Consider the following 17,671-nt stretch of genomic DNA (forward strand, 5'->3'; position numbering starts at 1 on the left):
GGAAAGACCGTGGCACGCACTACGCCCATCGAGCGCTACCGCAACTTCGGCATCATGGCTCACATCGACGCCGGCAAGACCACGACCACGGAGCGCATCCTGTTCTACACCGGTGTCAGTCATAAGATTGGCGAGGTGCACGACGGTGCCGCTACGATGGACTGGATGGAGCAGGAGCAGGAGCGCGGCATCACCATCACTTCCGCTGCCACCACGGCATTCTGGAAGGGCATGGATCGTTCGCTGCCCGAGCACCGCTTCAACATCATCGACACCCCGGGACACGTCGACTTCACCATCGAAGTGGAGCGCTCGCTCCGCGTCCTCGACGGTGCGGTGTTCGTGCTCTGCGCCGTGGGTGGCGTGCAGCCGCAGTCCGAAACCGTCTGGCGTCAGGCCAACCGGTACAAGGTGCCGCGCCTTGCGTTCGTCAACAAGATGGACCGCACCGGCGCGAACTTCTACAAGGTCGTCGACCAGCTGAAGGCTCGTCTCGGCGCCAACCCGGTCGAGATGCAGGTCCCGATCGGTGCCGAAGATGGCTTCGAGGGCGTCGTCGACCTCCTCAAGATGAAGTCGATCATCTGGGACATGGAGTCCCAGGGCATGAAGTTCGAGTACCAGGACATCCCGGCGAACCTCCAGGAAAAGGCCGAGTCGGCCCGTACCGCCATGATCGAAGCCGCGGCCGAGGCCACGGAAGAGATGATGGACAAGTACCTGGGCGGCGAAGAGCTGACGGAGGAAGAGATCATCGAGGGCCTGCGCCTGCGCACGCTCAAGAGCGAGATCATCCCGGTGTTCTGCGGCACGGCGTTCAAGAACAAGGGCGTCCAGGCGATGCTCGACGCGGTCGTCAATCTGCTCCCGTCGCCGCTCGACCGTCCGCCGGTCGAAGGCATCGACGAGGACGAAAAGCCGGATACCCGTCCGGCCAAGGACGACGCTCCGTTCTCGGCACTCGCGTTCAAGATCATGACCGACCCGTTCGTCGGCGCGCTGACGTTCTTCCGTGTCTACTCGGGCACGCTGAATGCCGGTGACCAGGTGTACAACCCGGTCAAGTCGAAGAAGGAGCGCATCGGCCGCATCCTGCAGATGCACGCCAACGAGCGTCACGAACTGAAGGAAGTCCGCGCGGGCGACATCGCCGCCGCGGTCGGCCTGAAGGACGTCACGACCGGTGACACGCTGTGCGCGCAGGATCACATCATCACTCTGGAGCGCATGACGTTCCCGGAGCCGGTGATCTCGATGGCGGTCGAGCCGAAGACCAAGTCGGACCAGGAAAAGATGGGTATCGCCCTCGGCCGTCTGGCCGCGGAAGATCCGTCCTTCCGCGTCAAGACGGATGAAGAGTCGGGCCAGACGATCATCTCGGGCATGGGCGAGCTTCACCTGGACATCCTGGTGGACCGCATGCGTCGCGAGTTCAACGTCGAAGCCAACGTCGGCAAGCCGCAGGTCGCTTACCGCGAGACGATTCAGGATTCGGACGTCAAGTCGGATTACAAGCACGCCAAGCAGTCCGGTGGTAAGGGTCAGTACGGTCACGTCGTGATCGAGCTGTCGCCGATCACCGATGCCGATCGCGCCGATCCGAAGCTGGTCATCAAGGACGACTTCCTGTTCATCAACGACATCACCGGCGGCGTTATCCCGAAGGAATTCATTCCCTCGGTCGAGAAGGGCCTCCGTGAGACGATCACCAGCGGTCCGCTCGCGGGCTTCCCGGTCGTCAACGTCAAGGTGAAGCTGGTCTTCGGTTCGTACCATGACGTCGACTCGTCGGAAATGGCGTTCAAACTCGCCGCTTCGATGGCGTTCAAGCAGGGCTTTGCCAAGGCGAAGCCGGTTCTGCTCGAGCCGATCATGAAGGTCGAGGTCGTGACGCCGGAAGACTATGTCGGTGACGTCATGGGCGACATCAGCCGCCGTCGTGGCATGCTGACCGGTCAGGAAGAGACGCCGTCGGGTAAGACCGTCAACGCGATGATTCCGCTCGGCGAAATGTTCGGCTACGCGACCTCGCTGCGTTCGCAGACCCAGGGTCGTGCGACGTTCACGATGGAATTCGATCATTACGAGCCGGCGCCGAAGAATGTCGCCGACGAGGTCATGAAGAAGTCCTGATCGGGCTTCTTCATAAAAACTTTTAACGATTTTTCAGAGGTTTCAGAGTCATGGCAAAGGGTAAGTTCGAGCGTAAGAAGCCGCACGTCAACGTCGGCACCATCGGTCACGTCGACCACGGCAAGACCACGCTGACCGCCGCGCTGACCAAGATCGGCGCCGAGCGTTTCGGTGGCGAGTTCAAGGACTACGGTTCGATCGATGCGGCGCCGGAAGAGAAGGCACGCGGCATCACAATCTCGACCGCGCACGTGGAATACGAGTCGCCGAACCGTCACTACGGTCACGTCGACTGCCCGGGCCACGCTGACTATGTGAAGAACATGATCACGGGTGCGGCGCAGATGGACGGCGCGATCCTGGTGTGCTCGGCCGCTGACGGCCCGATGCCGCAGACCCGCGAGCACATCCTGCTCTCGCGTCAGGTCGGCGTGCCGTACATCGTCGTGTTCCTGAACAAGGCCGACATGGTCGACGACGCCGAGCTGCTCGAGCTGGTCGAGATGGAAGTTCGCGAACTGCTGTCGAAGTACGAGTTCCCGGGCGACGACACCCCGATCGTTCACGGTTCGGCCCGCCTTGCGCTGGACGGCGACCAGTCGGAAATCGGCGTGCCGTCGATCATCAAGCTGGTCGATGCGCTGGACAGCTGGATTCCGGAGCCGGAGCGCGTGATCGACAAGCCGTTCCTGCTGCCGGTCGAAGACGTGTTCTCGATCTCGGGTCGCGGCACGGTGCTGACCGGTCGCGTCGAGCGCGGCATCGTGAAGGTGGGTGACCCGGCCGAAGTGGTCGGTCTGAAGGACACCCAGCAGACGACGGTCACGGGCGTGGAAATGTTCCGCAAGCTGCTGGATCAGGGTCAGGCCGGTGACAACGTCGGCGTGCTGGTTCGCGGCCTGAAGCGTGAAGACGTCGAGCGCGGCCAGGTGCTGGCTGCTCCGAAGTCGGTCACGCCGCACACCGAGTTCGAGGGTGAGGTGTACATCCTGTCGAAGGACGAGGGTGGCCGTCACACGCCGTTCTTCAGCAACTATCGTCCGCAGTTCTACTTCCGTACCACGGACGTGACCGGTTCGATCAAGCTGCCGGAAGGCGTCGAGATGGTGATGCCGGGCGACAACGTGAAGATCTCGGTGACCCTGGGCTTCCCGATCGCCATGGACGAAGGTCTGCGCTTCGCGATCCGCGAAGGCGGTCGTACCGTCGGCGCCGGCGTCGTCGCCAAGATCAACAAGTAAGAAATCGCCGGGGCAGGGTGACCTGTCCGGCTGTTCAAGAGGCGGGAGCGAAAGCTCCCGCTTTTTTTTTTTGGTTATTTTTTGAGCAGGGGCTTCCTTTTCTCCGGCAGACCGGCTATATTCGCCGAGTTATATCAGCCCTAAGTCCTTCGGGGCGGGCTCACCGCGAAATGAGGCGCACGGAATGTGCTTCGAGTTCGCAGGCATGGATGCCGCATAGAGTGCCAGCCAGGCCAACGGGCGCGAGCTCTGTTGACCGATGTCGTTGTGTATTCTATACTTTTCTGTCTAGGCAGGCCGTTTATACGGCCTGCCTGACTTTTTCGGGTCGTTCCGGGCGGTGCCACACCGTTCCAGTTCGGCCCGTTGCGACACCCGTAAGTCAGTAACAAGGGTTGTGCGGGGTGGCGAGAAGCCATTCCGAATCACAAGAACGTTCTTTCGATAACAGGACACGGTTTTTATGGCGAACCAAAAGATTCGCATCCGGCTCAAGGCGTTCGATCATCGTCTGATCGATCGTTCGGCCAGCGAAATCGTCGAGACGGCCAAGCGCACCGGCGCTACGGTCCTCGGCCCGATCCCGCTGCCGACCAAGATTGAGCGCTACACCATTCTGGTGTCGCCGCACGTCGACAAAGATGCCCGCGACCAGTACGAGACCCGTACGCACAAGCGCGTTCTGGACATCGTCGACCCCAACGACAAGACCGTGGACGCGCTCATGAAGCTCGATCTCGCGGCTGGCGTTGACGTGCAGATCAAGCTCGGCTGAGCGGATAAAAGGATACGAAGATGAGTATCGGACTGGTTGGCCGCAAGTGCGGCATGAGCCGGCTCTTCACCGAAGACGGCCGCTCGATTCCGGTGACGCTGATTGAAGCGACCCCGAATCGTGTGACGCAGGTGAAGACCGAAGAAAACGACGGCTACAGCGCCGTGCAGGTGACGACGGGTGCCAAGCGCGCCTCGCTCCTCACCTCGCCGCTGAAGGGTCACTACGCTAACGCCAAGGTCGAGCCCGGCCGCGGTCTGTGGGAGTTCCGCGTTTCCGCGGAAGACGCAGGCAAGTACGCGATCGGCACCGAGATCAAGGCTGACGACGTGTTCACTGTCGGTCAGACGGTCGACGTCGCCGGCGTGTCGAAGGGTAAGGGTTTCCAGGGCACCATCAAGCGTCACCACTTCAAGATGGGCGACGCCACGCACGGTAACTCGCTGTCGCATCGCGCCCCTGGCTCGATCGGTCAGCGTCAGACACCGGGCCGCGTGTTCCCTGGTAAGAAGATGTCGGGCCACATGGGCGCGGTCAACCGCACCCAGCAGGGCCTCGAAGTGGTCAAGGTCGATTCCGAGCGTCACCTCATCGCAGTCAAGGGCGCAGTCCCGGGCGCGCCGGGTGGTGATGTCGTGATCCGCCCGACGACCAAGGGCTGAGGAGAGACGCCATGGAACTCAACGTTATTGGCGCCAAGGCGCTCACCGTGTCGGACGACGTGTTCGGCGGCGAGTACAAGAAGGCCCTCGTGCATCAGGTCGTCACCGCCTATCAGGCGGCTGGCCGTGCCGGCACGAAGGCTCAGCTGTCTCGCGGTCAGATGTCCGGTACGACCAAGAAGTTCAAGAAGCAGAAGGGTGGCGGCGCACGCCACGGCGATTACCGCGCCCCGATCTTCGTCGGCGGTGGTGTGACGTTCGCGGCCAAGCCGCGCAGCTTCGAGCAGAAGGTCAACCGCAAGGCTTACCGCGTCGCGATCCGTTCGATCGTCGCCGAACTCAACCGTCAGGATCGTCTGAAGGTCGTGTCCGAGCTGTCGATGGAAGCCCCGAGCACCAAGGGCATGATCGCCAAGCTGGCCGAGCTCGAAGTCAAGGGTCGCGTGCTGCTGGTGTCGGAAGACGCCACTGAAGCGCTGTACCTGTCCGCTCGCAACATTCCGTACATCCACGTCGTCGACGTGCTGGCCCTGAATCCGGTCAGCCTGGTCGGTAGCGACTACGTCGTCATGACGGTGGACGCGGTCAAGAAGGTCGAGGAGTGGCTCGCATGAGCACCGAACGCACGCTTAATACGCTTCGCGCGCCGCACATCTCCGAGAAGTCGGCTCGCCTTGCTGAGAATAACCAGTACGTTTTCGTCGTGGCGCCTGAGGCGACCAAGGCCGATGTCCGTGCAGCGGTGGAACATCTCTTCGACGTCAAAGTCCTGGATGTGAACCTCGTTAACACGAAGGGCAAGGTCAAGTCGTTCCGCTTCCGCACTGGCAACCGCCAGGGCAAGCGTAAGGCCTACGTGCGCCTCGCCGACGGTCATACGATCGACGTGTCGGCCAAGGCCTGAGCCAGGAGTTGAATTGAGATGGCACTGATCACTCACAAGCCGACCTCCCCGGGCCGCCGCGACGCTGTCAGCGTGCGGACCGAAGGTCTGTATAAGGGCGCTCCTTACGCGCCCCTGACCGAATCGCAGTCGAAGACCGGCGGTCGCAACCATTACGGTCGCATCACCACCCGTCATCGCGGCGGCGGTCACAAGCAGGCGTACCGCATCATCGACTTCAAGCGCGACAAGGAAGGCATTGCCGCCGTTGTCGAGCGTCTTGAATACGATCCGAACCGCACCGCGCACATCGCGCTGCTGTGCTACGCCGACGGCGAGCGCCGCTACATCATCGCGCCGAAGGGCGTGGCGGTTGGCGATCGTCTCGTGTCGGGTTCCGACTCCCCGATCAAGCCGGGCAACTGCCTGCCGCTTCGTTCGATCCCGGTCGGTTCCACGATCCACTGCATCGAGATGAAGCCGGGCAAGGGTGCGCAGATCGCACGCTCCGCCGGCGCTTCGGTCCAGCTGGTCGCTCGCGAGCAGGGCTATGCCACGCTGCGTCTTCGCTCCGGCGAAATGCGTCGCGTCCCGGTTGAATGCCGCGCCACCATCGGTGAAGTCGGCAACTCCGAGCACAGCCTGCGCAAGCTCGGCAAGGCCGGTAAGAAGCGTTGGGCAGGTATTCGTCCGACCGTCCGCGGCGTCGTCATGAACCCGGTCGACCATCCGCATGGCGGTGGTGAAGGCAAGACCTCCGGTGGCCGTCATCCGGTCTCGCCGTGGGGCACGCCGACCAAGGGCTACAAGACGCGCAACAACAAGCGCACCGAACAGTTCATCGTGCGTCGTCGCAAGTAATTAGGAAACGATCATGCCGCGCTCTCTAAAAAAAGGTCCGTTCGTCGACCTGCACCTCGTGAAAAAGGTGGAAGCCGCCGTTTCCGCCAATAACAAGCGTCCGATCAAGACCTGGTCGCGTCGTTCGATGATCCTGCCGGAGATGGTCGGTCTGACCATCGCCATCCACAACGGCCGCCAGCATGTGCCTGTGTTGATCAACGAGAACATGGTCGGGCACAAGCTCGGCGAGTTCGCGGTGACCCGCACGTACAAGGGCCACGCCGGCGACAAGAAGGGCAAGTGATGAGCACCGAAGCCAAAGCGATCCTGCGCAGCGCCCGCATCTCGGCGCAGAAGGCACGCCTGGTGGCTGACCTGGTCCGCGGTTTGCCCGTGGGCCGAGCCAGCGACGTGCTCGCCTTTACCAACAAGAAGGCCGCTCACCTTGTTCGCAAGGTGCTGCTCTCCGCCGTCGCCAACGCCGAGAACAATCTCGGTGCCGACGTCGACGAGCTGAAGGTCGCACGCATCTTCGTCGACGAAGGTCCGGCGATGAAGCGTATGTACGCCCGCGCCAAAGGCCGCGGTTCGCGCATCCTGAAGCGCACCAGCCACATCACTGTGGTTGTTGGCAACTGACTGGGGTAAGAGACGATGGGTCATAAAGTTCATCCCACCGGTATCCGCCTCGGCATTGCCAAGGACTGGAACTCGAAGTGGTACGCAAACAAGGGTGAGTATGCTGTGTATCTCGCAGCGGACCTGAAGGTCCGTGAGATGCTCCGCAAGAAGCTCGCCGCCGCGGGTATCTCGAAGATCCAGATCGAGCGCCCGGCCAAGACCGCCCGCGTGACGATCCACACCGCCCGTCCGGGCGTGGTGATCGGCAAGAAGGGTGAGGACATCGAGAAGCTGCGTAAGGAAGTCACCGACATGATGGGCGTCCCGACGCACATCAACGTCAGCGAAGTCCGTAAGCCGGAGCTCGATGCCCAGCTCGTCGCTGAATCGATCGCTCAGCAGCTCGAGCGTCGCATCATGTTCCGCCGCGCCATGAAGCGCTCGGTCGGTAACGCGATGCGCCTCGGTGCCCTGGGCATCAAGATCAACGTCTCCGGCCGTCTGAATGGCGCCGAGATCGCTCGCTCCGAGTGGGCCCGTGAAGGTCGCGTTCCGCTGCACACGCTGCGTGCGGACATCGACTACGGCACCGCCGAAGCCAAGACCCAGTACGGCATCATCGGTGTCAAGGTATGGGTCTATAAGGGCGAGATCTTCGATCTGGCGGCAGCTACGGCCGAGTCGAAGGAAGAACAGCAGCCTCAGCAGTCGCGCCGCGACGGTGGTGAAAACCGCCGCGAGCGGACGGCCAAGTAAGGAGCGTTGCCATGTTGCAACCTAAGCGCACTAAGTTCCGCAAGCAGTTCAAGGGCCGCAATGACGGCCTGGCGTTCAACTCCAATCTCGTGAGCTTCGGCGAGTACGGCCTCAAGGCGACGACGCACGGTCAGCTGACCGCACGTCAGATCGAAGCGGCCCGTCGTTGCATCACGCGTTTCGTCAAGCGTGGCGGCAAGCTTTGGATCCGGGTCTTCCCGGACAAGCCGATCACCCGCAAGCCGATCGAAGTTCGAATGGGCGCCGGTAAGGGTAGCGTCGAGTTCTGGGTCGCTCCGATCCAGCCCGGTCGCATGCTTTATGAAATCGAAGGTGTCGACGAGACGACGGCACGCGAAGCGTTCCGTCTGGCCGCAGCAAAGCTGTCCGTCCAGACCCAGTTCGTCTCCAGGGCGGTGATGTAATGGCCAGCAAAGATATCAACCAGAAGTCGGCGGAAGAGCTTAAGCAGGATCTGCTGGACCTTCGCAAGGAGCAGTTCAATCTGCGCATGCAGAAGGGCTCCGGTCAGCTCACTCAGCCGCACCAGCTGCGCCGCGTTCGGCGTGACATCGCCCGCACGAAGTTCGTGCTCGGCGCTAAGAAGTAAGGACGGCGGACATGAGTGATAACACGAAGACGGCGCGCACCCTCACGGGTCGTGTCATCAGCAACAAGATGGACCATACCGTAACGGTTCTGATCGAGCGTCAGGTGCAGCATCCGCTGCTCGGCAAGATCATCCGCCGCTCCACGAAGCTCCACGCACATGACGAGACCGGTGCGAACGAGGGCGACCTGGTGCGGATCGCGGAATGCCGTCCGCTGTCGAAGACCAAACATCACCGCGTGGTCGAAATCGTCACGCGCGCTGAAGTCTAAGGAGAAGAGCAGCCATGATTCAGGTGCAAAGCTCGCTTTCCGCAGCGGACAACAGCGGTGCGAAGGAAATGATGTGCATCAAGGTGCTGGGCGGCTCGAAGCGCCGTTACGCCAGCGTCGGTGATGTGATCAAGGTGACCATCAAGGACGCCATTCCTCGCGGTAAGGTCAAGAAGGGTGAGGTGTACAACGCCGTGGTGGTTCGTACCGCCAAGGGTGTGCGCCGCGCTGACGGTTCCGTTATCCGTTTCGACGGTAACGCGGCCGTCCTCCTCAACAATAAGCTCGAGCCGATCGGCACCCGTATTTTCGGGCCGGTTACCCGCGAGCTGCGCAACGAGAAGTTCATGAAGATCGTCTCGCTCGCGCCCGAAGTGCTCTGAGCGGAGGCCAGACATGAACCGTATCCGCAAGGGTGACAACGTCGTCGTCATCACCGGCAAGAACAAGGGGCAGCGCGGCGACGTGCTGCGCGTCGATGGCGACCGCGTTGTCGTCTCGAACGTCAACCTGGTCAAGCGCCACACCAAGCCGAACCCCCAGGCCAACCAGCCGGGTGGGATCGTCGAGCGTGAGGCCTCGATCCATATCTCCAATGTACAGCTCTTCAACTCCGCCACGAACAAGGGCGAGCGCGCTGGCACCAAGACGCTCGAGGACGGGCGCAAGGTGCGCGTGTTCCGCTCCGGCGAAGTAGTCGACGCGTAAGGAACCGAAGTCATGACCCGTCTTGAAACGTTTTACAAAGAGTCGGTAATGCAGAAGCTCACTGAGCGCTTCGGTTACCAGAATGTGATGCAGGTTCCGCGCATTACGAAGATCACGCTCAACATGGGCGTCGGCGAAGCTGCCGGTAACAAGAAGATCCTCGATAACGCCGTTGCCGACATGACGAAGATCGCCGGTCAGAAGCCGATCACGACGAAGGCCCGCGTGTCGGTCGCTTCGTTCAAGATCCGCGATGGCTGGCCGATCGGTTGCAAGGTCACGCTGCGTCGTGCCCAGATGTGGGAATTCCTGGACCGCCTGATCAACATCTCGCTGCCGCGTACGCGCGACTTCCGTGGTGTCTCGGGCCGTGCCTTCGATGGCCGTGGTAACTACAACTTCGGCGTCAAGGAACAGATCATTTTCCCGGAAATCGACTTCGATCAGGTTGACGCGCTGCGCGGTATGGATATCTCCATCACCACGACCGCGAAGACCGACGAAGAAGCCAAGGCGCTGCTGGAAGCTTTCAGCTTCCCGTTCCGCAACTGATCAACAGGTAGAACATGGCCAAGACCTCGATGGTCGAGCGCGACCTCAAGCGCACCAAGCTCGTCAAGAAGTACGCTGCCAAGCGTGCGGAATACAAGGCGATCGTTCTGAGCGCGACCGCTTCGTACGACGAGAAGATGGAAGCCCAGACGAAGCTGCAGAAGCTTCCCCGTGACGCGAGCCCGTCGCGCCAGCGTAACCGCTGCGCACTGACTGGCCGCCCGCGTGGCGTTTACAGCAAGTTCGGCCTCGGCCGCAACAAGCTCCGCGAAGCCACCATGCGTGGTGACGTCCCGGGTCTGCGCAAGGCTAGCTGGTAAAAAACAGCCTCCGCTCCGGCGGGGGAGGGTGGTCCTGGACAAAACTTGTCCAGGCCGCCTCATGCTGCTATAGTCGTCGGTCTGCGCAATGCAGACCGACGATTTGTCGGCACTACAATTTAAGATTTCCGGTCATACGGATATCGGTACTCTCAAGGGTTTTTCTTATGAGCATGACTGATCCCATCGCCGATCTGTTTACGCGCATCCGCAACGGCCAGGCGTCTGGCAAAGCGGTTGTACGTATGCCGTCGTCGAAAGTGAAGCTGGCCCTGGCCAAGCTTCTTCAGAACGAAGGCTACATCCTCGACGCCCGTACCGCTGACGAAGCGGGCAAGCCGGTCCTCGAGATCAAGCTCAAGTATTTCGAAGGCCGTCCGGCCATTGAAACCATTTCCCGTGTCAGCCGTTCCGGTCTCCGCGTCTACCGCGGCAAGGACGAGCTGCCGAAGGTCCTCGGTGGCCTGGGTATCTCGATCATCTCGACTTCCGCCGGTCTCCTGACCGACGCGCAGGCCCGTTCGAAGGGTCTGGGCGGCGAAGTCATCGGCCAGGTGGCGTAAGGAGTCCCGATATGTCACGCGTAGCCAAGCTCCCCATCACCCTCCCGAAGGGCGTTGAAGTCTCCGTCGCCAATGGCACGGTCTCGGTCAAGGGCCCGAAGGGCACCCTGACGACCCACGAGCTGCCGGGCGTCTCGCTCTCGCAGGACAATGGCGTCCTTACGATCGTTCTGGCCGACGGTGCAGACGACAAGTTCGGCGGCACCGCCCGCGCGATCATCGCCAACATGGTGACTGGCGTGGCCAGCGGCTTCGAGAAGAAGCTCGAGCTCGTCGGCGTCGGTTACCGCGCGCAGCTGGCAGGCAATGCCGTAAACCTTTCCCTCGGCTTCTCGCACCCGGTCGTGTTCGATGCGCCGGAAGGCATCACCATCGAAGTCCCGACGCAGACGGAAATCCTTATCAAGGGTGCCGACAAGCAGCTCGTGGGCCAGACGGCCGCCAAGATCCGTGCTTTCCGTTCGCCGGAGCCCTACAAGGGCAAGGGCGTTCGCTACGCCGGCGAGAAGATCATCCTGAAGGAAGCCAAGAAGGCCTAATCGGCCTATCCGCTTTCTGGAGACCAGACGATGAACAAGAATACATCCCGCCTGCGCCGCGCCAAGTCGACCCGTGCCCACATCCGTGAGCTCGCCGTCGCCCGCCTGAGCGTGCACCGCACCGGTCAGCACATCTACGCCCAGGTCTTCGCGCCGAACGGCACCGTCGTGGCAGCCGCCTCGACCGTGCAGAGCTCGGTTGCCGAAGGTCTCAAGAGCAAGAAGAACATCGAAGCCGCCACCACGGTGGGTCGCATCGTTGCCGAGCGCGCCCAGGCCGCCGGTATCGAAGCTGTCGCGTTCGACCGCTCGGGTTTCCGCTATCACGGTCGCATCAGGGCTCTGGCCGATGCGGCTCGTGAGGCCGGCCTCAAGTTCTAAGAGGCGTCAGGCCACGGTATCGGTCCTCAGGGGCCGGTGCCGCCCGCTGTAACTACAACTCCAAGCGGCGACCGAGCCGTAAACAGAAGTCCCGGCTAACTACCATGCCGGGCTATCAGGAAAAGAGATGTCCTCGACAGATCGCGAAAATTCGGACGGCATGCTTGAAAAGCTTATCGCCGTCAACCGCGTGGCCAAGACCGTCAAGGGTGGCCGCCAGATGAGCTTCACCGCGCTGACGGTTGTCGGCGATGGCGAAGGCCGCGTCGGTTTTGGTTATGGCAAGGCGCGTGAAGTGCCGGTTGCCATCTCCAAGGCCATGGAGCGCGCCCGCCGCAACATGGTGTCCATCGAACTCAACAACGGCACGCTGTGGTACGCCATCAAGGCCAACCACGGTGCGGCTCGCGTCTACATGCAGCCTGCTTCGCAGGGTACCGGCGTCATCGCCGGCGGCGCCATGCGCGCTGTCCTCGAAGTGGTTGGCGTGAAGGACGTGCTCGCCAAGGCTGTCGGCTCGCGCAACCCGATCAACCTCGTCCGCGCGACGATCAAGGGTCTGCAGGCCGTTGCTTCGCCGAAGCGCATCGCCGCCAAGCGTGGCAAGACGATCGAAGAGGTTCTCGGCAATGGCTAAGAAGAATGAAACCGCCGCTGGCGGTACCGTCCGCGTGCGCCTGGTCAAGGGTCTGCGCGGCGTGCAGGGTCGTCATCGTCTGAGCGTCAAGGCCCTCGGCCTCGGCAAGCTCAACGACGTCCGCGAACTGAAGGATAGCCCGCAGGTCCGTGGCCTTATCAATAAGGTCTACTACCTGGTTCGGGTCGAGGAGTAAGTCATGCGTCTTAACGATCTCAGGCCCGGTAAGGGCGCTCGCAAGACCCGTACCCGCGTCGCTCGCGGTATCGGCTCCGGCCTCGGCAAGACGGCCGGCCGTGGTCACAAGGGTCAGCATGCCCGTGCGGGTAACACGCACCGCGTGGGTTTCGAAGGCGGCCAGATGCCGCTGCAGCGTCGTCTTCCGAAGGTGGGCTTCCGCTCGCTGAAGAAGGCCGACACGCAGCAGGTCATGCTGTACCAGCTCGCCGTCATCGAAGCCGACACGATCGATCTGATCGCTCTCCACGCCGCCGGTCTCGTGACCAGCCGCGCGAAGAAGGTCAAGATCGTCCTGAAGGGTGAAATCAATCGCGCGATCAAGCTCTCGGGCGTGCTTGCGACAGCCGGCGCCAAGGCGGCTATCGAAGCCGCCGGCGGCAGCGTGGAGTAATCAGGTGGCTGCAGCGCAGGGCACAACGCTCGGCTCGCTGGGCAAACTGACGGAACTGCGTCAGCGCATCTTCTTCCTGATCGGTGCGCTGATCGTCTTCCGCCTCGGTTCGTTCATCCCGGTTCCGGGCGTGAATCCTGAGGCGATGACGAGCCTGGTGGAGGGCGGCGGCGGCCTGCTGAACATGGTCAACATGTTCTCCGGTGGTTCGCTGTCGCGTTTCTCGGTGTTCGCGCTTGGTGTGGTGCCGTATATCTCGGCATCGATCGTGGTGCAGATGATGGGCTCGGTCATTCCGTCGCTCATGGCTCTGCGGAAGGAAGGCGAGTCGGGTCGTCGCAAGATGACCATGTACACGCGTTTCGGCACGGTCGGTCTGGCGGCATTTCAGGCTTTCGGTATTGCGGTCGCCCTGCAGAAGCAGGTCGGCGCCAGCGGTCCGGTCGTCTACATGCCGGGTGCCGGCTTCGTCATGGCATCGGTCGTCGGCCTCACCGCCGGCACGATGTTCCTGATGTGGCTGGGTGAGCAGATCACGGAACGCGGTATCGGCAACGGTATCTCGATGCTGATCTTCGCCGGTATCGTCGCGGGTCTGCCGGGTGCCATCGCGCACACGCTGACCATGGCGAACAACGGTGAGCTGTCGGTTCTGAAGTTGCTCATGGTGACGGCACTGATCCTGGCGGTGACTGCGTTCGTGGTGTTCATGGAGCGCGCCCAGCGGCGCATCACCGTGAACTACGCGAAGCAGGGCAGCCAGCGCCAGTTCCAGCGCCAGACCTCGCACCTGCCGCTGAAGATCAACATGGCGGGCGTCATTCCGCCGATCTTCGCGACGAGCCTTCTGCTTTTTCCGGCAACCGCCGCGACCTGGTTTGGCTCCGCCAATCAGTCGCGCTGGTTGCAGTGGCTGACCACGGCGCTGAGCCCGGGTGAGCCGGTCCACGACATCGTGTTCGCGGTGCTGGTGATCGGATTCGCCTTCTTCTATACGGCGATCGTGTTCAACTCGCAGGAAACGGCGGATAACCTCAAGCGTTCGGGCGCGTTGATTCCGGGTATTCGTCCGGGTCGCGCGACGGCTGACTACATCGATGGCGTCATGACCCGGCTTACCGGTGTTGGCGCGATTTACATCGTGCTGGTCTGCCTGGTGCCCACGTTCATGCAGAACGCCTGGCACGTACCGTTCTATTTCGGCGGCACTTCGCTGCTGATCGTGGTGGTGGTGGTGATGGACTTCACGGCTCAGGTCCAGGCCCATCTCGTCAGCCACCAGTACGAGAGTCTGCTCAAGAAGTCCAATCTCCGCCGTGGCTGAGATTGGACGATAAGCCCCCAAGTAGGGGAGGCCTTGGCGCCCAGCGCCGCAGGACTTCCCGTTTAGGTTAATTCAGGTTAAAATTGCGCGTTTACCGCGCACGAAACGCATCGGAGACAGTACATCATGGCGCGCATCGCGGGTGTCAATTTGCCAGTCCAGAAGCATGTCTGGGTCGGCCTGCAGAGCATTTTCGGAATCGGCCGTTCGCGGGCGAAGCAGGTTTGTGTGGATGCAGGCGTGGTTCCGACCACGCCCATCAAGTCGCTTAGCGAAGGCGAGGTCGAAAAGATCCGAGCTGAAATCGCTAAGTACACGGTCGAAGGTGACCTCCGCCGCGAAGTCGGCATGGCGGTCAAGCGCCTGATGGACCTGGGTTGCTACCGTGGCCTGCGCCACCGTCGTGGCCTGCCGGTGCGCGGCCAGCGCACGCGTACCAACGCCCGTACCCGTAAGGGTCCGCGTCGTCCGATCAAGAAGTAACGGATACCGATTATGGCTAAGCCGGTTAAAACCAAGAAGAAGATCAAGCGCGTCGTCACGGATGCCGTGGCACACGTGCAGGCTTCTTTCAACAACACCATCGTCACGATCACCGATCGTCAGGGCAACGCCCTGTCGTGGGCGACTGCAGGCGGCGCGGGTTTCCGCGGCTCCCGTAAGTCGACCCCGTTCGCTGCCCAGGTTGCCGCCGAAAAGGCTGGCCGCGCTGCAGGCGACTACGGTGTGAAGACTGTGGAAGTTCGCATCAAGGGCCCCGGCCCGGGCCGTGAGTCGGCCGTGCGTTCACTGAATGCGTTGGGCTACAAAGTGCTCAACATTATCGATGTCACGCCGATTCCGCATAACGGCTGCCGTCCCCCCAAGAAGCGTCGCGTCTAAGGAGCATACCCATGGCCCGTTATCGTGGAGCTACCTGCAAACTTGCGCGTCGTGAAGGTGCCGACCTCGGTCTTAAGAGCCCGGCCCGCGCGCTTGATTCCAAGTGCAAGCTCGAAAACAAACCCGGTCAGCATGGCGCCAACAAGCGCGCCCGTCTTTCCGATTACGCAGTGCAGCTGCGTGAGAAGCAGAAGGTCAAGCGCATCTATGGTGTGCTTGAGCGTCAGTTCAGCAACTACTACACCAAGGCTTCGACCCAGAAGGGCAATACGGGTGAAAACCTGCTGCGCCTCCTGGAAAGCCGTCTCGACAACGTCGTGTTCCGTATGGGTTTCGCGGTCACCCGCGCCCAGGCTCGTCAGCTCGTGGCCCACAAGGCCGTGACGGTCAATGGTAAGAAGGTCAACGTGCCTTCCTTCCACGTCCGTCCGGGCGACGAAGTCTCGCTGACCGAAAAGGCTCGCACTCAGCTGCGAGTCCAGGAAGCAGCGACGGTTTTCGACACGATGGACCTTCGTCCGTCCTGGGTCGAGGTCGACAGCAAGAAGTTCGCAGGCACGTTCAAGGCTGTGCCGGATCGCGGTGATCTGCCGGCCGACATCAACGAAGCCCTGATCGTCGAGCTTTACTCGAAGTAATCTTCACCGGAGCCTTGCATGGCAGTTTCGTCAACTAGTGTGCTGCGGCCTCGTGGCCTCAGCGTCGAGCAGCTTGGAGCGAACCGCGCTAAGGTGGTGGTCGAGCCGCTCGAGCGTGGCTTTGGTCACACCCTGGGCAACGCGCTGCGTCGCGTGCTGCTCTCTTCGATTCCGGGCAGCGCGATCGTCGAGGTCGAAATCGACGGCGTACTGCACGAGTACACCACTCTGGAAGGCCTGCAGGAGGACGTGATCGAAGTCCTGCTGAACCTCAAGGATGTCGCCATCCGTCAGCACAGCGGTGACGAAGTCACCCTGACGCTGTCGAAGAAGGGCAAGGGCGTGGTCACGGCAGGCGATATCGCCGTCGACCACTCCGTTGAAATCGTCAATCCGGATCACGTGATCTGCCACCTCACCAAGGATGTGGCATTGAACATGCGTCTGAAGGTGCGTCGCGGTGTCGGCTACCAGCCGGCCAGCGCCCGCCAGCACCCGGATGACGAGACGCGGCCGATCGGCCGTCTGCAGCTCGACGCGTCGTTCGCGCCGGTCCTGCGCGTCGCTTACGAAGTGGACGCCGCTCGTGTCGAGCAGCGCACCAACCTCGATAAGCTCGTGCTCGATATCGAAACGAACGGCACGATCGGTGCTGAAGACGCTGTCCGCAAGGCGGCTGAAATCATCAACGATCAGCTGTCGGTTTTCGGCGACTTCTCGCGCCGCGAGAGCGATTCGACCAAGGCGGAGAAGGGCGGTTTCGACCCGCTTCTGCTGCGTCCGATCGACGACCTCGAACTGACGGTCCGTTCCGCGAACTGCCTCAAGGCCGAAAGCATCTACTACATCGGCGACCTGGTCCAGAAGACCGAAGTCGAGCTGTTGAAGACGCCGAACCTTGGCAAGAAGTCGCTGACGGAAATCAAGGATGTCCTGGGCGGGCGTGGTCTCGCTCTGGGCATGAAGCTCGAAAACTGGCCGCCGCCGGGCTTGTCGCACGGTATGCAGCTGGGCTGATTCAAACGGGGCGATCGCATTTCGATCGCCCCGATTCTTTGCTCCATCCGGTGGATGCCGTCGCGCACTTCCTCCGGATCTTCAAAGCGGTCCAAAGAGGCCGTGCTCTTACAGCGAGGCGTTATGACAGCCTCGCATCAGCGGGTAACCGCGGGAAGTCGGCTCATCCTGGCCGGCTTTTCATAACAACAGACATAGAGAGTTATCGCCATGCGTCACCAGAAATCCGGTCGCAAGCTCAACCGCACGAGCAGCCACCGCGAAGCCATGTTCAAGAACATGGCCGCGTCGCTGATCAAGCACGAGCTTATCCGCACCACGCTTCCCAAGGCCAAGGAACTTCGTCGTATTGCTGAGCCGCTCATCACGCTCTCCAAGACCGATGGCGTTGCCAACCGTCGTCTCGCGTTTGCGCGTCTGCGCGACAAAGAGGCCGTCGGTAAGCTTTTCGTCGAGCTCGGTCCCCGCTACCTGCAGCGTCCCGGTGGCTACCTGCGCATCCTCAAGTGCGGCTTCCGCCCGGGCGACAACGCTCCGATGGCGTACGTCGAGCTGGTGGATCGCCCGGCCGCCGCTTCGGCTGCCGACGCCGAGTAAGCCTCGCGGCTGAAAGTGAAGAAGCCCCGGCCGGGTAACCTGCCGGGGCTTTTTTTATGCCCGGTGGGCTGTCAGCTACGCAAGTG

Annotated in this window: 29 protein-coding genes; all 29 read left to right on the forward strand. The window is 61.9% G+C overall.

Annotation, left to right across the window (positions count from 1 at the left end):
- The first annotated feature begins 9 nt into the window (after positions 1-9).
- The 29 genes from fusA to rplQ all read left to right on the forward strand — a co-directional run bounded on the left by fusA (position 10) and on the right by rplQ (position 17,585).
- Positions 10-2,133: an elongation factor G gene (fusA, locus tag FA87_RS04190; RefSeq protein ID WP_036115501.1), complete on the forward strand. Its 2,124-nt coding sequence runs from the start codon at positions 10-12 to the stop codon at positions 2,131-2,133.
- 50 nt (positions 2,134-2,183) lie between these two features.
- Complete coding sequence (gene tuf, locus FA87_RS04195; protein WP_036115500.1) at positions 2,184-3,374, forward strand: elongation factor Tu; 1,191 nt, start codon at positions 2,184-2,186, stop codon at positions 3,372-3,374.
- A gap of 463 nt (positions 3,375-3,837) precedes the next feature.
- Positions 3,838-4,149 carry a 30S ribosomal protein S10 gene (gene rpsJ, locus FA87_RS04200; RefSeq protein WP_014402136.1) on the forward strand — a complete coding sequence of 104 codons (312 nt, stop codon included), beginning with the start codon at positions 3,838-3,840 and terminating at the stop codon, positions 4,147-4,149.
- Between the two features lie 20 nt (positions 4,150-4,169).
- Positions 4,170-4,811: a 50S ribosomal protein L3 gene (gene rplC / locus FA87_RS04205; protein WP_036115493.1), complete on the forward strand. Its 642-nt coding sequence runs from the start codon at positions 4,170-4,172 to the stop codon at positions 4,809-4,811.
- An 11-nt stretch (positions 4,812-4,822) separates the two neighbouring features.
- Entirely contained in the window at positions 4,823-5,425 is a 603-nt protein-coding gene (gene rplD, locus FA87_RS04210; protein ID WP_036115490.1) for a 50S ribosomal protein L4, read from the forward strand.
- Entirely contained in the window at positions 5,422-5,715 is a 294-nt protein-coding gene (gene rplW, locus FA87_RS04215) for a 50S ribosomal protein L23 (protein WP_036115487.1), read from the forward strand. The genes rplD and rplW overlap by 4 nt, the downstream gene beginning before the upstream one ends.
- A gap of 18 nt (positions 5,716-5,733) precedes the next feature.
- Positions 5,734-6,555 carry a 50S ribosomal protein L2 gene (gene rplB, locus FA87_RS04220; RefSeq protein ID WP_036115484.1) on the forward strand — a complete coding sequence of 274 codons (822 nt, stop codon included), beginning with the start codon at positions 5,734-5,736 and terminating at the stop codon, positions 6,553-6,555.
- A gap of 13 nt (positions 6,556-6,568) precedes the next feature.
- Entirely contained in the window at positions 6,569-6,841 is a 273-nt protein-coding gene (gene rpsS, locus FA87_RS04225) for a 30S ribosomal protein S19 (protein ID WP_029213892.1), read from the forward strand.
- Positions 6,841-7,176, forward strand: coding sequence for a 50S ribosomal protein L22 (gene rplV, locus FA87_RS04230; protein ID WP_036115481.1), 336 nt, complete (start codon positions 6,841-6,843; stop codon positions 7,174-7,176). The genes rpsS and rplV overlap by 1 nt, the downstream gene beginning before the upstream one ends.
- Positions 7,177-7,191: 15 nt before the next feature.
- Positions 7,192-7,914: a 30S ribosomal protein S3 gene (gene rpsC / locus FA87_RS04235; protein WP_036115478.1), complete on the forward strand. Its 723-nt coding sequence runs from the start codon at positions 7,192-7,194 to the stop codon at positions 7,912-7,914.
- An 11-nt stretch (positions 7,915-7,925) separates the two neighbouring features.
- Positions 7,926-8,339 (forward strand): 50S ribosomal protein L16, encoded by a 414-nt coding sequence (rplP, locus tag FA87_RS04240; protein ID WP_036115475.1) that lies wholly within the window; start codon positions 7,926-7,928, stop codon positions 8,337-8,339.
- Positions 8,339-8,524: a 50S ribosomal protein L29 gene (rpmC, locus tag FA87_RS04245; RefSeq protein ID WP_036115473.1), complete on the forward strand. Its 186-nt coding sequence runs from the start codon at positions 8,339-8,341 to the stop codon at positions 8,522-8,524. Before rplP ends, rpmC begins: the two co-directional genes overlap by 1 nt.
- An 11-nt stretch (positions 8,525-8,535) precedes the next feature.
- Positions 8,536-8,796 (forward strand): 30S ribosomal protein S17, encoded by a 261-nt coding sequence (gene rpsQ, locus FA87_RS04250; RefSeq protein ID WP_036115469.1) that lies wholly within the window; start codon positions 8,536-8,538, stop codon positions 8,794-8,796.
- A gap of 14 nt (positions 8,797-8,810) precedes the next feature.
- The gene (rplN, locus tag FA87_RS04255) at positions 8,811-9,179 is read left to right on the forward strand and encodes a 50S ribosomal protein L14 (RefSeq protein WP_036115467.1); all 369 of its coding nucleotides are present in this window, start codon (positions 8,811-8,813) and stop codon (positions 9,177-9,179) included.
- Between the two features lie 13 nt (positions 9,180-9,192).
- Complete coding sequence (rplX, locus tag FA87_RS04260; RefSeq protein WP_036115464.1) at positions 9,193-9,504, forward strand: 50S ribosomal protein L24; 312 nt, start codon at positions 9,193-9,195, stop codon at positions 9,502-9,504.
- A 12-nt stretch (positions 9,505-9,516) separates the two neighbouring features.
- The gene (gene rplE / locus FA87_RS04265) at positions 9,517-10,056 is read left to right on the forward strand and encodes a 50S ribosomal protein L5 (protein ID WP_036115460.1); all 540 of its coding nucleotides are present in this window, start codon (positions 9,517-9,519) and stop codon (positions 10,054-10,056) included.
- 14 nt (positions 10,057-10,070) lie between these two features.
- Positions 10,071-10,376, forward strand: a complete 306-nt coding sequence (gene rpsN / locus FA87_RS04270) for a 30S ribosomal protein S14 (protein ID WP_036115457.1) — start codon at positions 10,071-10,073, stop codon at positions 10,374-10,376.
- A gap of 167 nt (positions 10,377-10,543) precedes the next feature.
- Positions 10,544-10,939, forward strand: coding sequence for a 30S ribosomal protein S8 (gene rpsH / locus FA87_RS04275; RefSeq protein WP_036115455.1), 396 nt, complete (start codon positions 10,544-10,546; stop codon positions 10,937-10,939).
- Positions 10,940-10,950: 11 nt separating this feature from the next.
- Positions 10,951-11,478, forward strand: a complete 528-nt coding sequence (gene rplF, locus FA87_RS04280) for a 50S ribosomal protein L6 (protein ID WP_043692612.1) — start codon at positions 10,951-10,953, stop codon at positions 11,476-11,478.
- 30 nt (positions 11,479-11,508) lie between these two features.
- Positions 11,509-11,859, forward strand: a complete 351-nt coding sequence (gene rplR / locus FA87_RS04285) for a 50S ribosomal protein L18 (protein WP_043692614.1) — start codon at positions 11,509-11,511, stop codon at positions 11,857-11,859.
- 127 nt (positions 11,860-11,986) lie between these two features.
- On the forward strand, positions 11,987-12,496 hold the full coding sequence (gene rpsE, locus FA87_RS04290; protein ID WP_029213879.1) for a 30S ribosomal protein S5: 510 nt from the start codon (positions 11,987-11,989) through the stop codon (positions 12,494-12,496).
- Complete coding sequence (gene rpmD, locus FA87_RS04295; RefSeq protein ID WP_036115449.1) at positions 12,489-12,692, forward strand: 50S ribosomal protein L30; 204 nt, start codon at positions 12,489-12,491, stop codon at positions 12,690-12,692. Before rpsE ends, rpmD begins: the two co-directional genes overlap by 8 nt.
- 3 nt (positions 12,693-12,695) lie before the next feature.
- The gene (gene rplO, locus FA87_RS04300; RefSeq protein ID WP_036115445.1) at positions 12,696-13,127 is read left to right on the forward strand and encodes a 50S ribosomal protein L15; all 432 of its coding nucleotides are present in this window, start codon (positions 12,696-12,698) and stop codon (positions 13,125-13,127) included.
- A 4-nt stretch (positions 13,128-13,131) separates the two neighbouring features.
- Positions 13,132-14,451, forward strand: coding sequence for a preprotein translocase subunit SecY (gene secY / locus FA87_RS04305; RefSeq protein ID WP_036115442.1), 1,320 nt, complete (start codon positions 13,132-13,134; stop codon positions 14,449-14,451).
- A gap of 126 nt (positions 14,452-14,577) precedes the next feature.
- A complete protein-coding gene (rpsM, locus tag FA87_RS04310) occupies positions 14,578-14,934 on the forward strand; it encodes a 30S ribosomal protein S13 (RefSeq protein WP_036115440.1) in 357 nt (118 codons plus the stop codon).
- 12 nt (positions 14,935-14,946) lie between these two features.
- Complete coding sequence (gene rpsK / locus FA87_RS04315; RefSeq protein ID WP_007513384.1) at positions 14,947-15,333, forward strand: 30S ribosomal protein S11; 387 nt, start codon at positions 14,947-14,949, stop codon at positions 15,331-15,333.
- A gap of 11 nt (positions 15,334-15,344) precedes the next feature.
- Positions 15,345-15,971: a 30S ribosomal protein S4 gene (gene rpsD, locus FA87_RS04320; RefSeq protein ID WP_036115436.1), complete on the forward strand. Its 627-nt coding sequence runs from the start codon at positions 15,345-15,347 to the stop codon at positions 15,969-15,971.
- An 18-nt stretch (positions 15,972-15,989) separates the two neighbouring features.
- Entirely contained in the window at positions 15,990-16,988 is a 999-nt protein-coding gene (gene rpoA, locus FA87_RS04325; protein ID WP_036115434.1) for a DNA-directed RNA polymerase subunit alpha, read from the forward strand.
- Between the two features lie 210 nt (positions 16,989-17,198).
- Positions 17,199-17,585 carry a 50S ribosomal protein L17 gene (rplQ, locus tag FA87_RS04330; RefSeq protein WP_036115431.1) on the forward strand — a complete coding sequence of 129 codons (387 nt, stop codon included), beginning with the start codon at positions 17,199-17,201 and terminating at the stop codon, positions 17,583-17,585.
- Positions 17,586-17,671: the final 86 nt, after the last annotated feature.

It is taken from the genome of Luteibacter sp. 9133 (assembly GCF_000800155.1).
In the GTDB taxonomy this organism is placed as follows: domain Bacteria; phylum Pseudomonadota; class Gammaproteobacteria; order Xanthomonadales; family Rhodanobacteraceae; genus Luteibacter; species Luteibacter mycovicinus.

What these genes read in the sequence shown, in the direction of transcription:
- tuf (WP_036115500.1), top strand. Translation starts at nt 2,184, where the DNA reads ATGGCAAAGGGTAAGTTCGAGCGTAAGAAGCCGCACGTCAACGTCGGC.
- rpsJ (WP_014402136.1), top strand. Translation starts at nt 3,838, where the DNA reads ATGGCGAACCAAAAGATTCGCATCCGGCTCAAGGCGTTCGATCATCGT.
- rplC (WP_036115493.1), top strand. Translation starts at nt 4,170, where the DNA reads ATGAGTATCGGACTGGTTGGCCGCAAGTGCGGCATGAGCCGGCTCTTC.
- rplD (WP_036115490.1), top strand. Translation starts at nt 4,823, where the DNA reads ATGGAACTCAACGTTATTGGCGCCAAGGCGCTCACCGTGTCGGACGAC.
- rplW (WP_036115487.1), top strand. Translation starts at nt 5,422, where the DNA reads ATGAGCACCGAACGCACGCTTAATACGCTTCGCGCGCCGCACATCTCC.
- rplB (WP_036115484.1), top strand. Translation starts at nt 5,734, where the DNA reads ATGGCACTGATCACTCACAAGCCGACCTCCCCGGGCCGCCGCGACGCT.
- rpsS (WP_029213892.1), top strand. Translation starts at nt 6,569, where the DNA reads ATGCCGCGCTCTCTAAAAAAAGGTCCGTTCGTCGACCTGCACCTCGTG.
- rplV (WP_036115481.1), top strand. Translation starts at nt 6,841, where the DNA reads ATGAGCACCGAAGCCAAAGCGATCCTGCGCAGCGCCCGCATCTCGGCG.
- rpsC (WP_036115478.1), top strand. Translation starts at nt 7,192, where the DNA reads ATGGGTCATAAAGTTCATCCCACCGGTATCCGCCTCGGCATTGCCAAG.
- rplP (WP_036115475.1), top strand. Translation starts at nt 7,926, where the DNA reads ATGTTGCAACCTAAGCGCACTAAGTTCCGCAAGCAGTTCAAGGGCCGC.
- rpmC (WP_036115473.1), top strand. Translation starts at nt 8,339, where the DNA reads ATGGCCAGCAAAGATATCAACCAGAAGTCGGCGGAAGAGCTTAAGCAG.
- rpsQ (WP_036115469.1), top strand. Translation starts at nt 8,536, where the DNA reads ATGAGTGATAACACGAAGACGGCGCGCACCCTCACGGGTCGTGTCATC.
- rplN (WP_036115467.1), top strand. Translation starts at nt 8,811, where the DNA reads ATGATTCAGGTGCAAAGCTCGCTTTCCGCAGCGGACAACAGCGGTGCG.
- rplX (WP_036115464.1), top strand. Translation starts at nt 9,193, where the DNA reads ATGAACCGTATCCGCAAGGGTGACAACGTCGTCGTCATCACCGGCAAG.
- rplE (WP_036115460.1), top strand. Translation starts at nt 9,517, where the DNA reads ATGACCCGTCTTGAAACGTTTTACAAAGAGTCGGTAATGCAGAAGCTC.
- rpsN (WP_036115457.1), top strand. Translation starts at nt 10,071, where the DNA reads ATGGCCAAGACCTCGATGGTCGAGCGCGACCTCAAGCGCACCAAGCTC.
- rpsH (WP_036115455.1), top strand. Translation starts at nt 10,544, where the DNA reads ATGAGCATGACTGATCCCATCGCCGATCTGTTTACGCGCATCCGCAAC.
- rplF (WP_043692612.1), top strand. Translation starts at nt 10,951, where the DNA reads ATGTCACGCGTAGCCAAGCTCCCCATCACCCTCCCGAAGGGCGTTGAA.
- rplR (WP_043692614.1), top strand. Translation starts at nt 11,509, where the DNA reads ATGAACAAGAATACATCCCGCCTGCGCCGCGCCAAGTCGACCCGTGCC.
- rpsE (WP_029213879.1), top strand. Translation starts at nt 11,987, where the DNA reads ATGTCCTCGACAGATCGCGAAAATTCGGACGGCATGCTTGAAAAGCTT.
- rpmD (WP_036115449.1), top strand. Translation starts at nt 12,489, where the DNA reads ATGGCTAAGAAGAATGAAACCGCCGCTGGCGGTACCGTCCGCGTGCGC.
- rplO (WP_036115445.1), top strand. Translation starts at nt 12,696, where the DNA reads ATGCGTCTTAACGATCTCAGGCCCGGTAAGGGCGCTCGCAAGACCCGT.
- rpsM (WP_036115440.1), top strand. Translation starts at nt 14,578, where the DNA reads ATGGCGCGCATCGCGGGTGTCAATTTGCCAGTCCAGAAGCATGTCTGG.
- rpsK (WP_007513384.1), top strand. Translation starts at nt 14,947, where the DNA reads ATGGCTAAGCCGGTTAAAACCAAGAAGAAGATCAAGCGCGTCGTCACG.
- rpsD (WP_036115436.1), top strand. Translation starts at nt 15,345, where the DNA reads ATGGCCCGTTATCGTGGAGCTACCTGCAAACTTGCGCGTCGTGAAGGT.
- rpoA (WP_036115434.1), top strand. Translation starts at nt 15,990, where the DNA reads ATGGCAGTTTCGTCAACTAGTGTGCTGCGGCCTCGTGGCCTCAGCGTC.
- rplQ (WP_036115431.1), top strand. Translation starts at nt 17,199, where the DNA reads ATGCGTCACCAGAAATCCGGTCGCAAGCTCAACCGCACGAGCAGCCAC.